This is a genomic window from Aquirufa regiilacus (assembly GCF_032470275.1).
GTDB lineage: Bacteria > Bacteroidota > Bacteroidia > Cytophagales > Spirosomataceae > Aquirufa > Aquirufa regiilacus.
The window spans coordinates 18558-40165 of the sequence record NZ_JAVNWW010000001.1 but is presented as its reverse complement, the minus strand read 5'-3'; the positions used below and the strand labels follow the sequence as shown (position 1 = coordinate 40165).

The 21608-nt window shown below is 42.8% G+C and carries 18 protein-coding genes; 10 read left to right on the top strand and 8 right to left on the bottom strand.

What is annotated here, in order from left to right:
• Positions 1-4 precede the first annotated feature (4 nt).
• Positions 5-1276, top strand: a complete 1272-nt coding sequence (serS, locus tag PQG45_RS00160; protein ID WP_316070041.1) for a serine--tRNA ligase — start codon at positions 5-7, stop codon at positions 1274-1276.
• Here serS and PQG45_RS00155 read toward each other — a convergent pair.
• Both PQG45_RS00155 and PQG45_RS00150 read right to left on the bottom strand, forming a co-directional pair.
• Entirely contained in the window at positions 1273-1968 is a 696-nt protein-coding gene (locus PQG45_RS00155) for a response regulator transcription factor (RefSeq protein ID WP_316070040.1), read from the bottom strand. The genes serS and PQG45_RS00155 overlap by 4 nt on opposite strands.
• The gene (locus PQG45_RS00150) at positions 1958-3703 is read right to left on the bottom strand and encodes a sensor histidine kinase (protein ID WP_316070039.1); all 1746 of its coding nucleotides are present in this window, start codon (positions 3701-3703) and stop codon (positions 1958-1960) included. Before PQG45_RS00150 ends, PQG45_RS00155 begins: the two co-directional genes overlap by 11 nt.
• A gap of 163 nt (positions 3704-3866) precedes the next feature.
• Between PQG45_RS00150 and PQG45_RS00145 the strand changes: the two genes are divergently transcribed.
• Positions 3867-4613 carry a T9SS type A sorting domain-containing protein gene (locus PQG45_RS00145; protein ID WP_316070038.1) on the top strand — a complete coding sequence of 249 codons (747 nt, stop codon included), beginning with the start codon at positions 3867-3869 and terminating at the stop codon, positions 4611-4613.
• Positions 4614-4681: 68 nt separating this feature from the next.
• Here the strand turns inward: PQG45_RS00145 and PQG45_RS00140 are convergent, their stop codons facing one another.
• Genes PQG45_RS00140 through ruvB form a run of 3 tightly spaced genes read right to left on the bottom strand, consistent with a single transcriptional unit; the run spans position 4682 to position 8984 of the window.
• The gene (locus PQG45_RS00140) at positions 4682-6781 is read right to left on the bottom strand and encodes a prolyl oligopeptidase family serine peptidase (protein WP_316070037.1); all 2100 of its coding nucleotides are present in this window, start codon (positions 6779-6781) and stop codon (positions 4682-4684) included.
• A gap of 2 nt (positions 6782-6783) precedes the next feature.
• A complete protein-coding gene (locus PQG45_RS00135) occupies positions 6784-7959 on the bottom strand; it encodes an FAD-dependent oxidoreductase (protein WP_316070036.1) in 1176 nt (391 codons plus the stop codon).
• Entirely contained in the window at positions 7959-8984 is a 1026-nt protein-coding gene (ruvB, locus tag PQG45_RS00130) for a Holliday junction branch migration DNA helicase RuvB (protein ID WP_315577408.1), read from the bottom strand. The genes PQG45_RS00135 and ruvB overlap by 1 nt, the downstream gene beginning before the upstream one ends.
• A 92-nt stretch (positions 8985-9076) precedes the next feature.
• On the opposite strand from ruvB, the gene PQG45_RS00125 reads away from it, so the two are divergent.
• Together PQG45_RS00125 and glpK are read left to right on the top strand one after the other, a co-directional pair.
• Positions 9077-9778 (top strand): MIP/aquaporin family protein, encoded by a 702-nt coding sequence (locus PQG45_RS00125; RefSeq protein WP_315577409.1) that lies wholly within the window; start codon positions 9077-9079, stop codon positions 9776-9778.
• A gap of 1 nt (position 9779) precedes the next feature.
• Positions 9780-11279 carry a glycerol kinase GlpK gene (gene glpK, locus PQG45_RS00120; protein ID WP_316070035.1) on the top strand — a complete coding sequence of 500 codons (1500 nt, stop codon included), beginning with the start codon at positions 9780-9782 and terminating at the stop codon, positions 11277-11279.
• Here glpK and PQG45_RS00115 read toward each other — a convergent pair.
• Entirely contained in the window at positions 11276-11398 is a 123-nt protein-coding gene (locus PQG45_RS00115) for a hypothetical protein (RefSeq protein ID WP_315577411.1), read from the bottom strand. The genes glpK and PQG45_RS00115 overlap by 4 nt on opposite strands.
• An 11-nt stretch (positions 11399-11409) precedes the next feature.
• Positions 11410-12885, bottom strand: coding sequence for an arginine decarboxylase (locus tag PQG45_RS00110; protein WP_315577412.1), 1476 nt, complete (start codon positions 12883-12885; stop codon positions 11410-11412).
• 103 nt (positions 12886-12988) lie between these two features.
• Here PQG45_RS00110 and PQG45_RS00105 point away from each other — a divergent pair, with 103 nt between their 5' ends.
• Positions 12989-14359: a UDP-N-acetylmuramate--L-alanine ligase gene (locus tag PQG45_RS00105; RefSeq protein ID WP_315577413.1), complete on the top strand. Its 1371-nt coding sequence runs from the start codon at positions 12989-12991 to the stop codon at positions 14357-14359.
• Here the strand turns inward: PQG45_RS00105 and PQG45_RS00100 are convergent.
• Entirely contained in the window at positions 14348-15622 is a 1275-nt protein-coding gene (locus tag PQG45_RS00100; RefSeq protein ID WP_315577414.1) for a DUF349 domain-containing protein, read from the bottom strand. The two genes, PQG45_RS00105 and PQG45_RS00100, sit on opposite strands and share 12 nt — an antisense overlap.
• A 193-nt stretch (positions 15623-15815) precedes the next feature.
• On the opposite strand from PQG45_RS00100, the gene ettA reads away from it, so the two are divergent.
• From ettA to PQG45_RS00075, 5 genes are all read left to right on the top strand, one after another.
• Positions 15816-17480: an energy-dependent translational throttle protein EttA gene (gene ettA, locus PQG45_RS00095; protein WP_315577415.1), complete on the top strand. Its 1665-nt coding sequence runs from the start codon at positions 15816-15818 to the stop codon at positions 17478-17480.
• Positions 17481-17852: a DMT family protein gene (locus PQG45_RS00090; RefSeq protein WP_315577416.1), complete on the top strand. Its 372-nt coding sequence runs from the start codon at positions 17481-17483 to the stop codon at positions 17850-17852.
• 1 nt (position 17853) lies between these two features.
• Positions 17854-18813, top strand: a complete 960-nt coding sequence (locus PQG45_RS00085; protein WP_315577417.1) for an AAA family ATPase — start codon at positions 17854-17856, stop codon at positions 18811-18813.
• A gap of 53 nt (positions 18814-18866) precedes the next feature.
• Positions 18867-21053, top strand: coding sequence for a glycosyl hydrolase family 28 protein (locus tag PQG45_RS00080; protein WP_315577418.1), 2187 nt, complete (start codon positions 18867-18869; stop codon positions 21051-21053).
• A 72-nt stretch (positions 21054-21125) separates the two neighbouring features.
• Positions 21126-21584 carry a DUF1569 domain-containing protein gene (locus PQG45_RS00075; RefSeq protein ID WP_315577419.1) on the top strand — a complete coding sequence of 153 codons (459 nt, stop codon included), beginning with the start codon at positions 21126-21128 and terminating at the stop codon, positions 21582-21584.
• The last annotated feature ends 24 nt before the right edge of the window (positions 21585-21608 follow it).

Below are 21608 nucleotides of genomic sequence, written 5' to 3'. Positions count from 1 at the left end.
CGCCATGTTAACGATTCCATTTATCCGGACAAACACGGAACTTACGATTGCCGGTTTAACGAAAAAACATGTGGCAAATCCCGCTGATATCGTAGGCCAACTCATCGCAATGGATGACAAGCGGAAATCCTTGCTCCAACAAGCTGAACAAGCCTTGGAAAAATCAAATGCCGCTGCGAAGGAAATTGGCGCATTGATGCAATCAGGCCAGAAAGAGTTAGCAGAGGGCAAACGCGCCGAGACGGCAGCACTTAAAGGTGATATCAAGGTTATGGAAGAAGCTGCGCGTGTCGCAGAAAAAGAATTAACCGACCTATTAGTCACACTTCCAAACTTACCACACAGTTCTGTTCCGGAAGGAAAAGTGGCTGAAGATAATGAAGTCGTATTAAACTGGGGAACAATTCCTACGTTAACTGAATCCGCGAAACCACATTGGGATTTAATCAAGGATTATGACATCATCGACTTTGATTTAGGCAATAAAATTACAGGTGCAGGTTTTCCGGTATATAAAGGAAAAGGTGCTCGTTTACAACGTGCGTTGATCAACTTCTTCTTAGATGAAGCCATCAAGGCGGGTTACTATGAGATTCAGCCTCCTATCTTAATCAATGAAGATTCTGGATTTGGTACGGGACAATTGCCGGACAAAGAAGGCCAAATGTATGTCACACAAGCAGAAGGATTGTATTTAATCCCAACAGCTGAGGTGCCCATTACGAATTTATACCGTGACGTGATTGTTAATGAGAAAGAGTTACCAATCAAAAACGTAGGCCATACGCCATGTTTCCGTCGGGAAGCAGGTTCATGGGGTGCGCACGTTCGTGGCTTAAACCGCTTGCATCAATTCGATAAAATCGAAATTGTGCAAATTCAAAAGCCGGAAAATTCATACGCGGCCTTAGAGGAAATGTCCTTACACGTTCAAAGCATCTTGCAGAAATTAGAACTACCGTATCGCGTATTACGTCTATGTGGAGGTGATATGGGCTTTACATCTGCTTTGACCTATGACATGGAAGTTTGGTCGGCGGCACAAGGTCGCTGGTTAGAAGTGAGTTCCGTTTCCAACTTTGAAACCTACCAGGCAAATCGCTTAAAATTACGCACGAAAATAGATGGAAAATCAATCTTGTGCCATACCCTAAACGGTTCAGCATTAGCATTGCCACGTATCGTAGCAGCAATTTTAGAGAATAATCAAGGACCGGATGGAATTAAGATTCCAGCGGTATTAGTGCCATATACAGGCTATACACATATCAACTAGTCTACACTCAATCGAAAACCCTCGCCGTGCAAATTCATTAATTGTACGCGAGGGTCTTCTTTTAAAAGCTTGCGTAATTTCGTCATGTAGACATCCATGCTGCGCGCGTTAAAGTAGGTGTCATCTCCCCATATTAATTTCAAGGCATAAGATCGACTAACCGGTCGGCCTAGGTTTTCACACAACAACTTCATGAGCTCGTTTTCCTTTGGGGTAAACTTTTGTTCGTTCCCTTGGAAAACCAATCGCAACTTCGCGGGATAATATAGGAAATCTCCTAAGGCAATTTCATCTGCCAAAGCAGGCAAAGATTTATCTGAATGCGTGCGACGCAATACGGCCTCCATGCGAGCGACAAGAACATCCATCGAAAATGGTTTCGTCAGGTAATCATCAGCCCCTACTTTAAAGCCTTGTAGGGTATCTTCCTCCATCGACTTTGCAGTTAAAAAAATGATCGGCACGTCTAAATGTGTTGCGCGAATGTCTTTGGCTAAGGAGAACCCATCCTTCTTAGGCATCATGACGTCAAAAACACAGAGGTCAAAATGGCCTTTCACAAATAGGTCAAGTGCTTGATCCCCATCATGCGCCCAAGCGACTTCGTACCCTTTTTTCTTCAAAAATTCCGCAAGCAATAAACCTAAATTAGGATCATCCTCCGCCAATAAAATACTTGGATTAGTTGCCATAAGGTATCGTCATTTCAAATGTACTTCCTTTGCCTAATTGGCTTTTTACATGAACGTTTCCACCATGCGCTTCTACAATTTTCTTCACATAACTCAAGCCCAGCCCAAAGCCCTTAACATTATGGACATTCCCCGTAGGCACCCGGTAAAAGGGTTCAAAAACTTGAGTTAACACTTCTTTTTGCATCCCGATTCCCTGATCTGCCACCTGAATGTGAAATCCCGATTCATCTATAGCTGTGGTAATGGTAATCTGAGGTGCATCTGCACTATACTTAACCGCGTTGTCAATTAAATTATTCATCACATTGCTCATGTGTACTTCATCGATCAACAGGTTCGCGGTCTCCGTGGTATACGACGTATGAATTGACCCATTTTTAGCCATCAACATCGGTTGGTTCATTTCAATAACCTGCTGAATCAGCGCGTTCACATCCACATTTTTCTTCTTGAGTACAATCTCTTCGCGTTCCATTTGAGCGGTCTGAAGAACGCGTTCAACCTGCTGGCCTAAACGTACATTTTCATCCTTGATAATTCCAAGATACCGCTGAACCGTTCCATTTTCCAGCACGCTCGAATCTTCCTGAATCAATTGCGTCGCCAATGAAATCGTCGATATAGGCGTCTTGAATTCATGCGTCATGTTATTGATAAAATCATTTTTGATTTCAGCCAATTTCTTTTGCTTGAGAATGGTCATCATGGCGATATAAAAACAGCCAATCATAATCAAAAGCAAAATGGCCGAACCCAATAGATTCACTCCCATGGTCTGCCAAATAAAACCCAAGGAATCCGGAAAATACACATGCAAAAACTGGCCAGAGGCATGTAAATCATTCGGATACAATGATGCCATAAACTGTGGAGCATGTTTTTTAATGTTGGCCTGTGAGGCAAAAATCCAATCCTTTGCCTGCTTCGGCGCTTGAGGTGCGATACCAAAGGAATAAGCCAAATGAATATTTTTAGCCGTTAATTCTTGCCGCAGTAGGCTATCGATGTAATGTGGTTCCACGCGTTGGGCAATCGGCCTTTCTTTAAACAAAAAATCCGAAAAAACTTCTTTCGCCATGGCCGTCTTTTGAATGACCTTGTCGACTTCCGTTTTCGCAACTTGGTTAATAGCTTTTCCGATAGCACGGCGATTCTTTTTGGATAATCCCTCCCGCCTCCGCAGGGATTTTTTCGCGCGCGCGATCCGCTGCTTACGAATATTGATGCTTTTATTTTTGGCAGGCACTCCGCTCAACATATCCGATAACTGTTGGTCTTCTTGCAACCTGCGTTGAATATCTTGTTCCGGATCTACATTCACCTGATATTCTTCCGTTATTTCAGCAATCTGTCCATTGGGCAGCATAAATGATTTGCGAACAAACATGATATCCGATCTGACTTCATTGTGGATTGCTCCTAATTCATTTCGATGAGAAGGGTCTGGTCCGATGAACGATTCTGCAATTTTGTTTTCTGCAGGTGGAGGGGGAATAAACTCAGGATTTTTCTCCGAGGCTAATTTGGCCGATAATTCTTTTAGCTTTTTTTGTTGGGTTTCATAGGTCTTCTGTCTTTGTGCCAACATCACCAATTCTTGCTTTTCGAGTTTTCGAACAACCTGAGCTAATCCATCTTGTACATCCGAAGCAAATTGTTCCTTTTTAGTCTCCAGCATGAAACCGAGCCAATAGGCCTGAAAAGCGATAAGCCCCACTAAAGCAAGGGTCATAAAGCCAATAATCAACCTAATTTTCTTCTGGGTCATACCTTCGTTACAATCGAAAGAACAAATTTATCAAAATGCGGGGAGGATAAAAGAGCTATTAACACTTCTTAACAAACATGATTCCAAGCCTTTTCGTAAGTTTGCTCCGCATTAAAAAAACAAACATATGAAATATTTGATTCTTTCAGCCGCTTTGGCATTCGCGAGTTCAACAGCTTGGGCTCAAGATAAAAAAGAAGCTACCATCAAAATTGTGGTAGAGGAAAATGGCAAACAAAAGGTCATTGAACGTCATTTTTCAGATATCAGTAAGGCAGAAGGTGAATTGAAAAAATTCACAGATTCCCTCGACCTAGACATTAAGATATCAGGAGATGTAAAGAAAATCATCCGCATGGATGTCAACAAACGAGAAGAAAAGGGAATGATGATGCCGCATCATGGCAATGAAGTTATCATTGAACATAAAGAAGGGAATCACAAGCCAGGCCAAGAAAAGCGTGTCATGATCATCCGTAAAGGAGACAAAGACGGCAACATTATTTCAGAAGATATCCAAGGACCACATGAATTCAATATGGAATTAGATGGCCCAGGCAATCACATGAAAATGTTCCGAAATATCCACCAAGATGTATTCGCGGAAGGTTCAAAAACCATTCATGGCTTAAAAGCAACGCCAAACAAACCGTTCAACGGAAAAATTAGCGTAAAGTTTAACGCACCTGAAAAAGGGAATGTGAACATCTCGATCCTGGATGTGAATGGCAAAGAAATTGCATCTGACCAAGTGAAAGATTTTCAAGGGGATTATTTAGGTCAAATTGACTTAAAGAAAACCGGTGCTGGCGTATATTTCTTACGTGTAACGCAAGGAAATGACGGTGCTGTACGAAGAGTTAAGGTTGATTAGTTATATCATTCCCTCGGAAATATCCGAGGGAAGATTGAAAGGTCCCAAGCAATTGTTTGGGACCTTTTTTATTTCCCCATATTTGCCCAAGCAAATGCATACATATCGGCGGTTAATTCAATCAACTTCGCCGTATTACTCGAACCATGCCCACTATTCGTATCAATGCGAATAAGCATCGGATTCTTACTTGTATTCTTCGCTTGTAAAGTCGCAGCATATTTAAACGAATGCGCAGGAACCACACGGTCATCATGATCTGCTGTGGTAATCAAGGTCGCAGGATACGACTTCGCTTGAATGTTGTGCAGTGGTGAATAGCTATATAAAACTTTGAATTCTTCCGCGTTGTCACTCGAGCCGTAATCGGCAATCCAATTCCAACCAATCGTAAATTTTTGGAAGCGCAACATATCCATTACCCCTACGCCTGGCAATGCAACTCCGAATAACTCAGGATGCTGATTGATGACCGCACCAACCAATAATCCTCCATTAGACCGACCAGATGCCGCCAAATAAGACGCAGAAGTATATTTTTGTTTGATTAAATACTTCGCCGCATAAATAAAATCATCAAAGACATTTTGCTTGTTAAGCTTCATTCCAGCTTGATGCCATTTCTCACCATATTCACTACCACCACGCAAATTTGCCAATACGTAAACGCCACCTTTCTCCAACCAAGCCATTAAACTTGCTGTGAAAGTGGGCGTAGAACTAATGTTAAACCCGCCATAACCGTGTAAAATCGTTGGGTTTTTCCCATTCAATACCATGCCTTTTTTGCTCACAATGAACATCGGAACACGTGTTCCATCCTTGCTCGTATAGAACTTTTGAATGACTTGAAAATCTTCAGGCTTAAAGGCTAATTTAGGTTTTTGAAATATTTTGCTCGTGTTTTGAGCAATTTCATATTTATAAACCGTCGGAGGGAAATTGAAAGATGAATAGGTGAAGAAACTACACTTATCCTCCTTCTCCCCATGAAAACCGCTCACATTACCTAAACCAGGTAATTTCACTGTTCCAATGCCCACACCGTTGTAATTATAAATCAGGGTACGTGACGTTACATCTTTTAGATAGGTCAAATATAGTCGGTGACCCGCACTTGTAACCGCCTGCAAAGGCTCTGCTCGTTCCGCAACCAAAGGTTTCCATTTCACCTTCTCTGGCTTCGCTAAAGACAATTCCACCAATTTACCATTGGGTGCTCCATCATTCGTTTCCAAAATCAGACGATCTCCTTCATTATCCACAACCGAATAATGAAAGGCACCCGGTTCGCGAACAATCGGGCGGAAAACATCGCCTACTACATCTGTGCGAATAAACCAAAGCGCATTACCATCTAAACCTTTGCCGCGATCGCTAATCGTCAAATAAGCCAATGTCTCGTCATCCGACGTACTCATCGTATGAAAACGCTGTGGATTTCTTTTGTCCTCATAAACCAAACGGTCTTGACTTTGCGAGCTACCCACCTGATGAAACCAAACTTGATGGTTTTCATTTTTGGTACTTAATTCCTTGCCTTCCGCGGGTGCAGGATAACGCGAATAATAAAAGCCATCCCCTTTCCAGGCGACACCACTTACTTTCACCCAATTCAATTGATCCGGCAAATCTTGACCCGTTTCCATGTCCCGAACACCAAAAATTTGCCAGTCACTACCCCCTTTGCTCAATCCGATACAAGCATAGCGTCCGTTCTTACTTAAACTAAAAACGGTCAAACGCGTTGTCGCATCCGTTGATAATTTATTGGGATCCAAGACCTCCTCGGGAGTACCTGTTAAGCCTTTTTGGCGATACAAAACGGATTGATTTTGCAGGCCTGAATTCTTATAGAAATAGAACCAATCACCACGTTTGAACGGTGCCGAAATTTTCTCGTAATCACTCAATTGCTCGATGCGTTTCTTGAACGTTTCACGCATGGGCAACGTTTCTAAATAGCCAAAACTAACCTTGTTCTGAGCCTTCACCCATTCCTTTGTTTCGGCGCTATTTTCATCTTCCAACCAGCGGAAGGGATCTGCCACGCTTACACCGTGGTAGGTATCCGCATGATCCACTTGACGCGTTTTCGGATAATTTAATTGTGACCAAGCGGCCGAATTCACCAGCATTCCCATGAGTAAAATCAAATACTTTTTCATACTTATTTATTTTTGGGTAACCATAAAACCGCATCCGCAACGAGCAGGCCATTCGCACCTCGTTGAGACACCAATACGTCTCCCGTTGTATTATCTTCAAAATGATAGGTCCCCACGGGAACCCAGGTTTCCGAAGTGTTTGGAGCCAATCGTAAAGTCGCCACATGGCGGACTTTGGACACATACACTTCCAAATTAATGACAGTTGTCCCTCCTCGCAAAGCGGGAATATAATAATAGAGTTGGTAATCTCCTTTCAACGGATTTTTTGATGTAAATCGTATACGAGACCCTAAATCATCCAAGGGATTTGTTTGTAAAAAAGTAGGACCAAAAGTACCTGGCTGATTCTTGATCTTATTCCAATGCCCAATGATCTCCATATTAGCCGCCTCCGCATCATCCACAATTAAGTCGGGACGCGAACCATCCATCCAAGGATTGTATTTATAATATCGGTCAATTTCTTCTTGCGTCACTTTCGCCACGGGGATGTCGCGCGCCATGGATTCCAAAGCTTTGATAGCAGCAGTTTGCCCCATCAGCATATTAGCCACATCAGATCCTTTTCCAGAGATTAACACGGGCGCTTGCACGTTGGACCATGTAGGCTCCCCATAAACCAAACGACTCGTCGACCCGCCCATGCCATCTTCCTCCAATTCTTTGGTTGGTTGATAACCTGTTTTCAGTAACATATCGCCCGTGTACGAGCAATCAATATACGATTTCGCTTTCACCAATTTTACCCCTTCCTCCGATTGCAGCGTCAATTGTTTTACCTCATTTCCTTCCACCAAACTTGAAATGACTTGATGCGAGGGCCAAACGATTACTTTTGAGTCCGCTAAATAGCTTTGCAATACCTCATAACCCATCGAGGCTTCAAATTCATATGCTTGAAATTTGCCCAATTTGCCCCCAACTTTTCGAAAGAATTCGCGCGTTAATCCTTGAATCTGGGCAGGATTCAATTCAAACTTTAGGCCAAAGCCCTGCTGTGCATACGGCCACGCAACAGCGGCATCGATAACTAAGGTCTTCTTACCAGCTGCTTTTGCCGCATAGGCAGTCATTAGCCCGGATGGATTTGCACCATAGACAATGACGTCGAAAGACTGAACTTTTTGGCCAAAACAGGTTGAGGCCAACAATAAAAATAAGATAAAATAACGCATTAAAATAAAGATCCGGTTTGGGCTTTCGGTTCAATGCCCACGTGTCGATAGGCTTTTTCAGTAGCTTCCCGACCACGAGATGTTCGCTTCAAAAATCCCTCTTGAATCAAGAACGGTTCATAAACCTCCTCAATGGTTTCTGCCTCCTCCCCACATGCTGTGGCAATCGTTGTTAAACCGACTGGACCACCTTTGAACTTCTCGATAATCGTCATCAAAATTCGATTATCCATTTCATCCAAACCATTTTGATCCACATCCAAGGCGTCCAAGGCGATTTGTGCGATGCGCACATCGATTTCTCCGTTACCTTTAACTTGGGCAAAATCGCGCGTCCGACGTAATAAATTATTGGCAATACGAGGCGTTCCACGGCTCCTACGAGCAATTTCAAATGCACCCGATTCTTCGATGGGCATTTTTAATATTTGGGCAGAACGTTTGACAATACCTGTTAATAATTTAGCATCGTAATATTCTAAACGGGCATTAATCCCGAAACGAGCACGCAAGGGCGAAGTTAAAAGACCGGCACGTGTCGTTGCGCCAATTAGCGTAAAGGGATTTAAACTAATTTGGATAGAACGAGCATTGGGGCCGGAATCCAACATAATATCAATCTTATAATCCTCCATGGCCGAGTACAAATACTCTTCCACAATCGGATTCAAGCGATGAATTTCATCAATAAATAACACATCAAAGGGTTGCAGATTTGTCAATAAACCCGCTAAATCTGAAGGCTTATCCAAAACGGGCCCCGACGTGATTTTCAAGGTAGAGCCTAACTCATTGGCAATAATATGCGAAAGCGTAGTCTTCCCTAGGCCAGGAGGGCCATGCAACAATACGTGATCCAATGCTTCTTCGCGGGCTTTGGCAGCACCTACGAAAATTTTAAGGTTATCAACGATTTTTCCTTGGCCGGTAAAATCGAAAAAACTCAACGGACGTAAAGCCTTGTCAAACTCACGTTCTTGTGGATTCAATGCTTCCGCATCCCCTGTTAAATAATCTTCCCGCATAGGACTCTGTTGATTCAAAATTGAACTCAAAGATAATTTTTTTATTGCGAAGATTTTATAGTTTTGATAAACCAACAAGAATATCTAAACCTATGAGCTCCATTTTTATCGGCGAGTTAGCCGGAACAGCTACCCTATTATACCTCGGAAATGGCGTTGTCGCCAATGTACTTTTAAAAAATACCAAAGGAAACGGAACCGGATTGTTAGCCATTGCGGCTGCATGGGCATTTGCTGTAACCGTAGCCATCTTTGTTTCCACTTATTTCGGAAGTTCAGGAGCTCATTTAAATCCAATCGTTACGATAGCAGGCTGTGTAAAATCAGGGGATTGGAGTTTATTTCCCACCTTCATCGGGGCACAATTACTAGGTGCGATGCTGGGACAATTGTTGGTTTGGTTACACTATAAACCGCATTACGACATCACAGAGGATGCAGGTGCCATTAAGGCTTCATTCTGTACAGATCCTGCTATTCGAAATACCCCATTCAATTTTATTTCAGAAGCCTTTGCATCTGCCTTGGCTGTCCTTGCACTCGGCACATTTAGCACAATCGAAACGGGATTAGGGCCATTTATGGTCGGAATCTTAGTCTGGGTTGTTGGCCTAGGATTAGGCGGAACGACAGGATACGCAATTAATCCGGCACGTGATTTGGGCCCGCGCATCATGCACGCCATTTTACCCATTAAACACAAAGGGGACTCGGATTGGTCTTATGCGTGGATTCCTGTCTTAGGTCCTGCTGCTGGTGCTGTATTAGGCGCCTATTTATTGACGTTAAATTAATATGCACATGTATATCGGTTCGATTGACCAAGGAACTACGAGTTCTCGTTTTATCATTTTCAACAAAGGCGGCGAGATAATTTCCGTAGGCCAAAAAGAACACAAACAAATTTATCCACAAGCCGGTTGGGTCGAGCATGATCCCTCTGAAATTTGGAAAAACACACAAGAGGTGATTGGCCTGGCCTTAGGAAAAGCAAATCTTTCTGCGAAGGATATTGCTGCCGTGGGAATTACCAATCAACGGGAAACGACAGTTGCTTGGAATAAACATACCGGAAAAGCCTATTACAATGCCTTGGTCTGGCAAGACACGCGTGTCGGAAATGAGTTAGCCGAACTCGCAAAAGATGGCGGCATGGATCGTTTTCGTGCGAAAACAGGATTGCCATTAGCGACTTATTTCAGTGGATTAAAATTACGTTGGTTACTCAATAACATCGAAGGCCTCCGCGAAGACGCCGAAAAAGGCGATTCCCTTTTTGGTAACATGGATACCTTCATAGCTTGGAACTTAACAGGCGGAACGCAAGGGGGAATTCACATCACGGATGTAACCAATGCGAGTAGAACGCAATTGATGGATTTGGCAACGTGCCAATGGGATGATGAAATCCTTCAAGTGCTAAATATCCCTAAAAAAATGCTTCCTGAAATTAAATCAAGTTCTATGGTCTATGGCCATGCAAAAGGGGTTTTAGGTGGCGTGCCTTTGGCAGGTATTTTAGGGGACCAACAGGCCGCATTGGTTGGCCAAACTTGCTTCAACCCAGGTCAGGGCAAGAATACCTATGGCACAGGATGTTTCTTGCTGATGAATACCGGCTTAAAACCCGTTCCATCCCAACATGGTTTATTAACAACTGTAGCCTATCAATTAGGAAACGAACCGGTGCATTATGCATTGGAAGGATCTGTTGCGATTACGGGCGCACTCGTACAATGGTTGCGGGATAATTTAGGTATCATTAAAAACAGCCCGGATATTGAGAAGCTAGCCAAACTAGTCGATGATAATGGCGGCTGCTATTTTGTTCCTGCATTTTCAGGTCTTTATGCACCCTATTGGAAATCTGATGCGCGCGGAGTACTCGTAGGATTAACCCGTTACATCAATAAGTCACATATCGCACGAGCAGCGCTAGAAGCAACTGCATTCCAAACTTGGGAGGTGTTAGAAGCGATGGAAAAAGATGCGGGTATTGCCATCTCATCCTTGCGTGTAGACGGAGGAATGGTGGTAAATCAGTTATTGATGCAATTTCAATCCGATATATTGGGAGAAGAAGTTATTTGCCCGAAAATCATCGAGACGACTGCCTTGGGAGCTGCGTATGCAGCCGGACTAGCCGTGGGCTATTGGGAAAACTTGGATGACTTACGGAAAAACTGGGCGATTGCCCATACCTGGAAGCCAAGCATGCCTGCCGAAAGCAGAGATCAGCTACGGAAGCAATGGAAAAAAGCCGTTACAAAAAGTTTCGACTGGGCGGAAGACTAAGCTCTTTTTACCTTAGGAGCATCCGCACGTGTCGTACCATAAGCTGGGCAATTGGCTTGTTGCGAGCATGAGCTCAAAATCATTCCTGCCAAAACACCTAATGCGATAATTTTTTTCATGTTTTTCTGAATTAAACGGAAGCTAATTTCTTTGTATTTCCCTTGGATACCTCATCCGCGGCACCGACAACGACATTATTAACGGCAGGATTATTATATCCTAAAATATGCAACATCGAACCGCTCGCTTGCTCCTCTTGAAATAAGCGTGTGGTAATGGTTCCATCTTCAAGTCGGTCAACAATCACATGTTTCGGAGCAGGAATCAAACAGTGTTGAATTCCCCCATATCCACCTAAAGATTCTTGGTAAGCACCCGTGTGGAAAAATCCTACATATTGGCGTTCTTGATCTTCCTCGAAAATAGGCAAGTATAAATCGGAGCTATGCGCTTCCGTATTGTAGAAATCCATCGAGTCACAGGTCAAACCACCTAAGTTGACCTTCTGATAAGGTGAACTCCAGTTGTTGACCGGCAACATAATGTATTTTTGGTTCATGCCCCATGAATCTGGCAATTGGGTAATGAATGAACCATCAATCATATACCACAACTCTTTATCATTCTGCAATTTTTGGTCAATAATCTCGTACAAAACCGCACCACTCTCCCCTACGGTATACGACCCAAACTCCGTAAAGATATTTGGAACCGGCACATTGTTTTTATTGCAAATCCATGAAATCGATTCCACAATTTCATCGACCATCGCTTGATAATCGTAATTAAACTGAAGCGAAGTTTGAATCGGCAAACCACCTCCTAAATCAATAGAATCCAATTCGGGACACACCTTCTTTAATTCACAATATTTGTAAATAAAGCGACTTAATTCCGACCAGTAATAAGCAGAATCTTTGATACCCGTATTAATGAAGAAGTGTAACATCTTCAATTTAAACTTCGGATTCGGCTTGATTTTCTCCTCGTACAAGGAAATCACATCCGAATAACGAACACCTAAACGAGAGGTATAAAATGCGAAATCGGGCTCCTCATCTGTTGCGATACGAATCGCAAGATTCGCTTTCTCAGCCGTCACCGACTTCTCATAAAAATCAATTTCTTTTAAATTGTCCAACACCGGAATGCAATTGAATCCGTCGTTGATCAATTCCGAAATGTATTGCGTATACAAAGGCTGCTTGTAACCATTGCAAAGAATATACGTCGATTTCGTGATTTTTCCTTGGTTGTACATATCCCGGATAATGGGGATATCAAACGCGCTAGACGTTTCCAAGTGCACATGTTGCTTCAATACCTCTTCCAAAATGAATGAAAAGTGAGAAGATTTTGTGCAATAACAATAGGTATAATTACCCTTGTAATTGTATTTCTTGATCGCATTACGAAATAGCACTTTGGCATTTTCGATGTGCTCGGAGATTTTTGGCAAATAGGAAACTTTTAACGGCGTACCATATTGTTTGATGATTTCCATCAAGGGTACGTTGTTAAATAACAACTCATTATTCTCATTGATATTGAATTCACGCGTGGGGAATTCAATGGTTTGATCAATTAGATCGACGTAATTTTTCATTCAGTCAGATGAATTGTACTCAAGCGTACTTGAGTTTGTGGAAAAACGTGCAAAACTGCAATAAAAGTATGTACTTTGCAAACGAAATACAGATTAAGTTATTATGCCCAAAATACATTTTATCGCAATCGGCGGCGCTGCCATGCACAATTTAGCATTAGCATTGAAATCAAAAGGCTACGAAATCAGTGGCTCCGACGATGAGATTTATGAGCCTTCCAAAAGTTTATTAGCCCAACACGGCATTCTCCCTGAGGAATTTGGTTGGTTCCCGGAAAAAATAACATCTGATTTGGAAGCGGTTATCGTAGGCATGCATGCCCGACCAGATAACCCTGAATTACTAAAAGCACAGGAATTAGGTATTCCAGTTGAATCCTATCCATCCTTTTTATATAAGCAAAGCATCAACAAACAACGTATCGTCATTGCGGGAAGTCATGGAAAAACGAGTATTACCTCGATGGTCCTACATGTGTTGAAAACCTTAGGTCGAAAATTTGATTATTTAGTGGGTGCCCGTATCGAAGGATTCGATTTAATGGCTTCACTTTCTGATGCTCCCATCATCATCATTGAAGGCGATGAATACTTGGCTTCGCCGATTGATCGCAGGGCCAAATTTTTACTTTACCAGCCCCATATCTGTTTGATTTCAGGCATTGCTTGGGATCACATCAATGTCTATCCGACCTTTGAATCCTATACAGACTCGTTTAAAACGTTGCTTGCAGGATTACCTAAAGCGGGTAGCTTATTCTTCGACCAAACGGATTCGGTCTTAAACGATTTAGCGGCAGATTGTCCTGAACATTGTGAAAAAACAGGGTATGAAGCACATCCTGCCAGTATCAAAGACGGGCAGACGATCTTAAAAGGCGAAGATGGGAAAGCGTATCCGATTCAAGTTTTTGGAGAACATACTTTGAAAAATTTAAATGGGGCACGCTTGATCTGTGAGCAAATCGGGTTATCACCTACCGCGTTTTATGAGGCAATCGCCACATTCAAAGGCGCTGCCAAGCGTTTGGAACTCGTAGCATCCTCGGAATCGAGTTTGTTGTATAAAGACTTTGCACACGCGCCTTCCAAGGTCAATGCAACCACGCAGGCATTGAAAAATCAATTCCCAAATCGGAAACTAGTCGCATGTTTAGAGCTTCACACATTCAGTAGCCTAAACCCTGCCTTTTTACCCGAATATGAGGGAACCTTGAATTTAGCGGATGATGCGATTGTTTATCTAAGCGAACATGCGCGCGAAATCAAACGCATGGACCGCATCGAAGAATCTGTTATACAAACCTACTTCAAGCATCCCAACCTGAAGGTCATTCGAGACGCTGATACACTGAAACAGGCGCTATTAGCTCAAACCTGGTCAAATGCAAATCTATTGATGATGTCATCAGGCACATTTGATGGATTAGATCTTCCGGCTTTGGGAATAGAAATGGATCTTTTAGGCGTTTAGCAAGGCGTCAAGTTCAGTTTTGAATCCAGTCAAAAGCAATTCCTTCATGCTAATCTTACGCTTTTGCGTATTGATTTTGCTGATGATGGGCTTTTCTTCCATTTGACGATCATTTTCTGCTTGGGCGATAAAATCCTCCAACTCACCTCGCTCCTTCTTCGTCATGTAATCCATTTGATTGATCATAATCTTCAATTGCTCGATGCGGGGCTTTTCGTTTAAAGCAGGATGGCGATACGAAATCACACGCAACAAATAGTTCATTTCGAAAATCTTATCACATACATTTCGGAAACGCTCGGCCATTTGTCGGTCGACCGACTTAATCTGCGCGGTAATTTCCTTCCATTTCACGAGGTAGGCTTTGGCTAGATCCGCAGTGGCGGTCATATTCGGTTGGTCATGTAATTTCAACTCCAACTCACCCGTCATGGTGGTCAATTCTTGAATGCGCGGATCCACGCGCGGCTTGTATTCGATGCCTTTGACGCGGTTATATTTCTCGAAGAACATGTCATTCGCTTTCTTGAAATTTTTCCATAGCATGGATTGTTTCTTAGGGGGCAAACCGATGACATTCTTCCATTCTTTTTGCAATTCTTTTACTTTGATGATTGAATCATCCAAATCTTCCGCTTTACGCAATTGGTGAACGGAATCAATATAGCCTTGAAGCGTCAGGATTTTCTCATCGATTTGACGATTTTTTTCTTCAAAATAAGCGCGGCGGCGCAAGAAGAAATGATCCATGACCTCTTGAAAATTCTCACTTAGGCTATCTTGATATTTTTTATCGACCGGGCCTGTTTTAACCCACTTCGCTTTCAATTCCATCAAATCCTCCGTCGCCTGCAAAACATCTTCTTGACCTGCGATAAGCTTTGCGTCCTCGATGAGCGCACGTTTAATTTCCAGATTTTTGATTTGATTATTTTGAATTAAATCCTTCAAAAAGACTTCTAAAGAATCCAATTGGGTGAACAAAGGCTGAAAATCGCCAAGGCCATCAAATTCTGCCAAATAGGCCTTCATTTGAACAACTTTGGTTAAATAAGATCCTTTGTTTTGAACATCGTTGATTTCGGAAGCTAATTGAATAACCTTGGTTTTGGCTAATTCAAAGCGATTGACAAAGTAGTCAAGGGCTTCTTGTTCTGTATTCCGAACAAATCCGATTTCGCGCTGTGGGAAGTTTAAATAGGCATTGATGTACACTTTGCCATCTTGGCAAAATCCGTACTCATTTTTAACGAGGTGGTTCATATGAGGGTTTAAATAAAGAGCTTCGAGCAAACGCGCTAACTCAAGGGCTTAACATCTGGATTTATTCAATTAAAATCCTGACACAAATTATCTAAAAATTTATGAATAAATGAAGAATTCCGTCGCTGAAATTCAATTTTTTACACAAATTTCACATTCTTTGCAGGTTCTTTTAAAATTTTAAGCAAATAACATGAGTAACGAGACGATTATCTTTTCGATGGAACGGGTTTCCAAAGTCATCCCACCACAGAAAACGATTATTAAAAACATATACCTTTCCTTTTTCTACGGCGCCAAAATAGGCGTTTTAGGTCTAAATGGCTCCGGTAAATCAACCTTACTTCGCATCATTGCAGGTTTAGATAAATCCTTCACGGGGGATGTTGTATGGTCTCCAGGTTACAGCGTAGGTTTGCTTGAACAAGAGCCTCAATTAGATCCAAACAAAACCGTATTAGAGGTTGTAGAAGAAGCTGTCGTTGAAATCAAAAACCTCTTAAAAGAGTTCGATGAAATCAATGAGGCCTTTGCAGATCCAGATGCCGATTTCGATAAATTATTGGCGCGTCAGGGCGAGGTTCAAGAAAAACTTGACCATTGCAATGCATGGGAATTAGATACACGTTTGGAAAAAGCCATGGACGCACTGCGTTGTCCAGATTCGGATGCACTTGTCAGCACACTTTCAGGGGGTGAAAAACGCCGTGTGGCGCTTTGCCGCTTGTTGTTGCAAGAACCGGATGTGTTATTATTGGATGAGCCTACCAACCACTTGGATGCCGAATCGGTCGATTGGTTAGAAGAACATTTACGTCAATACAAAGGAACGGTCATTGCTGTAACCCACGATCGTTATTTCTTGGATAACGTTGCTGGTTGGATTTTAGAATTAGATCGTGGCGAGGGGATTCCATGGAAAGGAAACTACTCATCCTGGTTAGAGCAAAAACAGAATCGCTTAGCGCAAGAAGAGAAGACGGAATCGCGTCGCCAAAAGACCTTGCAACGCGAGTTGGAATGGGTACGCATGGCACCTAAAGCCCGTCAAGCAAAATCCAAAGCGCGTATTGGTGCTTATGAGAAATTATTATCTGAAGAAAATCGCCAGAAAGAGGACAAATTGGAATTATTCATTCCTGCGGGCCCTCGTTTAGGCAATAAAGTCATTGAAGTACAAGGCGTTTCCAAATCTTTTGGCGACAAATTATTGTATGAAAATGTAAGTTTTACATTGCCTCCTGCAGGTATCGTGGGTATCATTGGGCCCAACGGTGCTGGAAAGACGACGATGTTCAAATTAATTACGGGTCAATTACAACCGGATTCTGGAAGCTTTGAGGTGGGTGAAACGGTGAAATTGGCCTATGTCGATCAAGAACACAATCAACTCATCGCAGAGAAATCTGTTTACGAAACGATTGCCGAAGGAAACGATTGGATCATGTTAGGTGGGAAGCAGTCGAATGCACGCGCTTATGTGAGTAAATTCAATTTCAATGGGGCAGATCAAGAAAAGAAAATAGGTAATCTATCGGGTGGAGAACGTAACCGTGTTCACTTAGCGATGATGCTGAAGGAAGGTGCGAATGTGTTATTGCTGGATGAGCCAACCAATGATTTGGACGTGAACACGCTTCGTGCATTGGAGGAAGGACTTGAGAACTTTGCAGGTTGTGCGGTAGTCATCTCCCACGACAGATGGTTCTTGGATCGTATTGCTACGCATATTTTGGCATTTGAAGGCGATTCGCAGGTAACCTACTTTGAAGGAAATTATTCTGAATATGAGGAGGCACGCAAGAAACGCTTAGGCGACGCGGCACCGAAACGTATTCGTTATAAGAAATTGCAGTAGATGAGAGGATTGATTACAATCATACTCTTGGCATTATCTAATTTATTTATGACGATTGCCTGGTATGGTCATTTACAATGGAAAGAGACTTCCTGGCTAAAACATGCAGGAATCTGGAGTATCATTTTGTTTAGTTGGGGGCTTGCATTCTTTGAATATGTATTGCAAGTTCCTGCCAACAAATTAGGATTTAAAGCGAACGGCGGACCGTTCACTTTCTTCGAACTGAAAACGATTCAAGAGGCATTATCCCTGATAGTGTTCACACTTTTTCTTATTTTCGTAGTCAAGTCCGAAAAATTAGCTTGGAATCACTTCGTCGGCTTTGGATTAATCATCCTCGCGGTCATCGTGATTTTTAAAAAATGGTAATATGAATTCGAGAGAAAAGATTCAAGCAGTCATTGATGAAATGGGCAAAGTGGTTGTGGGGCAAGAACGCCTGATCAACCGATTACTCGTTGGCCTATTCACCGGCGGGCACGTCCTCTTGGAAGGGGTTCCAGGCCTTGCGAAGACCTTAACCATCAATACGCTTGCCAAAATCTTGGATTTACATTTCCAACGCATTCAGTTTACGCCGGATTTACTTCCTTCCGACCTTGTTGGAACGATGATTTACAATCCGTTGAAAAACGAATTTGAAGTTAAAAAAGGGCCTATTTTCGCGCAAATTATTTTAGCTGATGAGATTAACCGTGCGCCCGCAAAGGTGCAATCAGCCTTGCTTGAGGCGATGGCGGAGAAGCAGGTGACCATTGGCGAAACGACATATCCCTTAGACAAACCCTTTTTAGTTTTAGCGACCCAAAATCCGGTGGAGCAAGAAGGAACATTCCCTTTGCCAGAGGCGCAAGTGGATCGCTTCATGATGAAGGTCTTCTTGAATTATTTGGACAAAGAGCAGGAGTTGGAAGTGATGCGCAAGATGTCCAACATGGACTTCAAATATGAGCCAAAATCCATCTTGAGTTTAAAAGATATTCAAGCGATACGTAAGGAAATCAATGAAATTACCATTTCGGAAACCTTGGAGCGTTACATTATCGAATTGATTTTTGCGACACGAAATCCAGCTGATTACGGGTTGACGAAAGAGGCAGATTACATTCAATTTGGAGCATCGCCTCGCGCAAGTATTCATCTCAATTTAGCAGCCAAGGTAATGGCTTATTTGGCAGGACGCGATTATGTATTGCCCGAGGATATTAAGGAAATGACGCCAGATGTGTTGAATCATCGGATCATTTTAACCTATGAGGCAGAGGCGGATAACATTACGAGTTTGCAAATTATCCAGACCATTTTGAGTTCAGTGGCGATTAATCGTTAGTCTATACAGTAAATCTGACAGAATAAACGCTTTTAAGGTCAAATTATGACCTTATGAAACTTCGTTTTGCGCTGATCATCAGCACTTTTTTACTTTTCAGCTTCTCAGCCACCGAACCCCTCCGCGTATTTTTAATCGGGGATTCTACGATGGCCGACAAAATCCCCGCAGATTTCCCGGAAACCGGTTGGGGTATGCCCTTTGCCAAGCTATTTAACGAAGCGGTTGAAGTGCAAAATCACGCCTACAACGGGAGAAGTACGAAAAGTTTCCGTCGCGAAGGTCGCTGGGCAAAGGTTCAAGCTCAATTGAAAAAAGACGACTATGTGTTTATTCAATTTGGCCATAACGATGCCAAAGCGAGCGATACCTCCCGATTTGCACCTGCCCAAACGGAATTTCGGGCGAATTTGATTCGCTATGTAAAGGAGACTCGAGCAGCGGGTGCCACACCTATATTATTAACACCCACCCAGCGACGTAAATTTGATTCGACAGAGGTATTTGTGGATCAGCATGCCGACTACCCTTCCGTAGTCAGAGAAGTAGCTACACAGGAAAAGGTGATGTTGATTGATGTCGAAAAGGCAAGCAAAGCAATCATCCAACAAGAAGGCCCGGAAGGAGCCAAAAAACTTTTCCTACATTATCCGATTGGCATTTTCAAGAAATTCATGAAAGGCGTTGCGGACGACACGCACTTCTCTCCTTATGGGGCAACGCGTGTGGCAAATTTGGTGGCAGATGCGCTCAATAATTCCACCGAGCATTTAAAAAGTTTCTTAAAGAAATCAGCATACACACAAAAATACGCCTTCGAGCTACCCAATGTTGCGGGAACCGCATTCAAAAAGGATACCTTCAACATTGTTCAATATGGTGCTAAAAGTTCCGTAGCTACATTAAATACTGGAGCGATCCAACAAGCGATTCAAGTGGCGAACCAACAAGGAGGAGGCGTTGTCTTGATCCCCGCGGGATTCTGGATTAGTGGCCCCATTACAATCCTGTCGAATGTCAATTTACATGTAGCACAAGGAGCTGTTTTGCAATTCAGCAGCAATCCGAAAGACTATCCACTGGTTAGAACTAACTGGGAAGGCGTAGATGCGATCCGCGCACAATCCCCTATTTCGGCATTAAGAGCACACAATATTGCCATTACGGGTTTCGGCATTATCGATGGGGCTGGAGAAGCTTGGCGTCCTGTGAAGAAAGGGAAATTAACTCCCGGCGAATGGGACAAATTAGTGCGCTCTGGGGGTGTTTTGGATGGCAAAAAAGAAACTTGGTATCCCACGGCAGGTGCGTTGAAGGCCTCGACCATGGACCAACCAGGCGTTGTGGCAGCTGGATTTACAGAAGCGAATACGGAGGAAATCAAGGAATTTGTTCGTCCGAATATGATTAGTTTACGTGAATGTGAGCAGGTACTATTGGAGGGCGTTACCTTCCAAAACTCCCCTGCTTGGAATGTACATCCATTGCTATGCAAGCATTTGACCGTGGAGAATATTACGGTAAAAAATCCTTGGTATGCCCAAAATGGAGATGGCATCGATATCGAATCCTGTGAATATGTGTCGGTGCGCAATTCGCGTTTCGATGTAGGAGACGATGGGATTTGTATCAAATCAGGTAAAGATGCGGAAGGCCGTAAACGCGGCAGACCAAGTGCGCATATTTTAATAGAAAACTGTGTTGTGTTCCATGGACATGGGGGTGTTGTCGTTGGAAGTGAGATGTCGGGAGGCGTACATGACTTATTCGTCAGCAATTGCCAGTTCTTAGGAACAGACGTAGGACTTCGGTTCAAAACCGCACGCGGTCGGGGTGGCGTGGTAGAAAACGTCTACATTCGAGATATTTCGATGAAAAATATTGCGGGAGAGGCAATCCTTTTCGACATGTATTACCAAGGAAAAGACCCTGTGGCAACCTTCGGAAATGGAGGTGAAACACCCAAAATCGAATTACTACCTGTAAATGAAGGAACTCCTCAATTCAAAAATATTTATGTGGAAAATGTAGTAGCCAAAGGGGCCGAGACTGGCTTATTAATTCGTGGCTTACCCGAAATGCCTATTCACCATATCCAATTAACTAATTTGGATATTGAGAGTGTACAAGGATATCGAGTGATTGAAGCGAAAGACATTACGATAAATCAAGCAAAATTCACGGAGACGGGAACGAAGAAATCGGAATTGTATCACGTGAAGAATTGGAAGTTAAATTAACTTACCTTTGGCAATCCTCAAACCAGGTTTGCCAAAGGTACGAGGGAAAAAGTTCAACTAACTGATAATTTTATGGGATATCCATCCATTTACCTTGCGTCTACAACAGCGGAATTGTTTCGTAGAATAGATCTGCTAAACCCACAAACTCAGGGGCTTTGGGGTAAGATGACCGTAGGCCAAATGCTTTCGCATTGCGCAGTCCCATATGAGCAGATTCTTGGGACAAATACAGACCAACCGCCCTTATTCATGCGCATTATTTTGAAATTATTTCTTAAAAAATCCATGATTAATGAGGTCCCTTATAAACAGAATTTGCCTACCGCACCGAGTTTCATTCGTACGGATCAATATGATTTCGAAAAAGAAAAAGAGGGATTGAAAGGATACATAAAAACCATTCAAGAAATGGGCACCGAAAAATTAGCTGCCACGCCTTCGTTAAGTTTAGGGGTGCTTTCAGCAACGGAATGGAACAATCTGTTGTATAAACATATCGACCACCATCTCCAACAATTCGGGGTCTAATTAACCTTTGCCAATCCTCCAAGG

Coding starts and splice junctions, on each gene's coding strand:
- PQG45_RS00145 (WP_316070038.1), top strand. CDS start 3,867: ATGAAATATTTGATTCTTTCAGCCGCTTTGGCATTCGCGAGTTCAACA.
- glpK (WP_316070035.1), top strand. CDS start 9,780: ATGCACATGTATATCGGTTCGATTGACCAAGGAACTACGAGTTCTCGT.
- PQG45_RS00100 (WP_315577414.1), bottom strand. CDS start 15,622: ATGAACCACCTCGTTAAAAATGAGTACGGATTTTGCCAAGATGGCAAA.
- PQG45_RS00105 (WP_315577413.1), top strand. CDS start 12,989: ATGCCCAAAATACATTTTATCGCAATCGGCGGCGCTGCCATGCACAAT.
- PQG45_RS00140 (WP_316070037.1), bottom strand. CDS start 6,781: ATGAAAAAGTATTTGATTTTACTCATGGGAATGCTGGTGAATTCGGCC.
- ruvB (WP_315577408.1), bottom strand. CDS start 8,984: ATGCGGGAAGATTATTTAACAGGGGATGCGGAAGCATTGAATCCACAA.
- PQG45_RS00155 (WP_316070040.1), bottom strand. CDS start 1,968: ATGGCAACTAATCCAAGTATTTTATTGGCGGAGGATGATCCTAATTTA.
- PQG45_RS00115 (WP_315577411.1), bottom strand. CDS start 11,398: ATGAAAAAAATTATCGCATTAGGTGTTTTGGCAGGAATGATTTTGAGC.
- PQG45_RS00090 (WP_315577416.1), top strand. CDS start 17,481: ATGAGAGGATTGATTACAATCATACTCTTGGCATTATCTAATTTATTT.
- PQG45_RS00075 (WP_315577419.1), top strand. CDS start 21,126: ATGGGATATCCATCCATTTACCTTGCGTCTACAACAGCGGAATTGTTT.
- PQG45_RS00150 (WP_316070039.1), bottom strand. CDS start 3,703: ATGACCCTTGCTTTAGTGGGGCTTATCGCTTTTCAGGCCTATTGGCTC.
- PQG45_RS00135 (WP_316070036.1), bottom strand. CDS start 7,959: ATGCGTTATTTTATCTTATTTTTATTGTTGGCCTCAACCTGTTTTGGC.
- PQG45_RS00125 (WP_315577409.1), top strand. CDS start 9,077: ATGAGCTCCATTTTTATCGGCGAGTTAGCCGGAACAGCTACCCTATTA.
- serS (WP_316070041.1), top strand. CDS start 5: ATGTTAACGATTCCATTTATCCGGACAAACACGGAACTTACGATTGCC.
- PQG45_RS00110 (WP_315577412.1), bottom strand. CDS start 12,885: ATGAAAAATTACGTCGATCTAATTGATCAAACCATTGAATTCCCCACG.
- PQG45_RS00080 (WP_315577418.1), top strand. CDS start 18,867: ATGAAACTTCGTTTTGCGCTGATCATCAGCACTTTTTTACTTTTCAGC.
- PQG45_RS00085 (WP_315577417.1), top strand. CDS start 17,854: ATGAATTCGAGAGAAAAGATTCAAGCAGTCATTGATGAAATGGGCAAA.
- ettA (WP_315577415.1), top strand. CDS start 15,816: ATGAGTAACGAGACGATTATCTTTTCGATGGAACGGGTTTCCAAAGTC.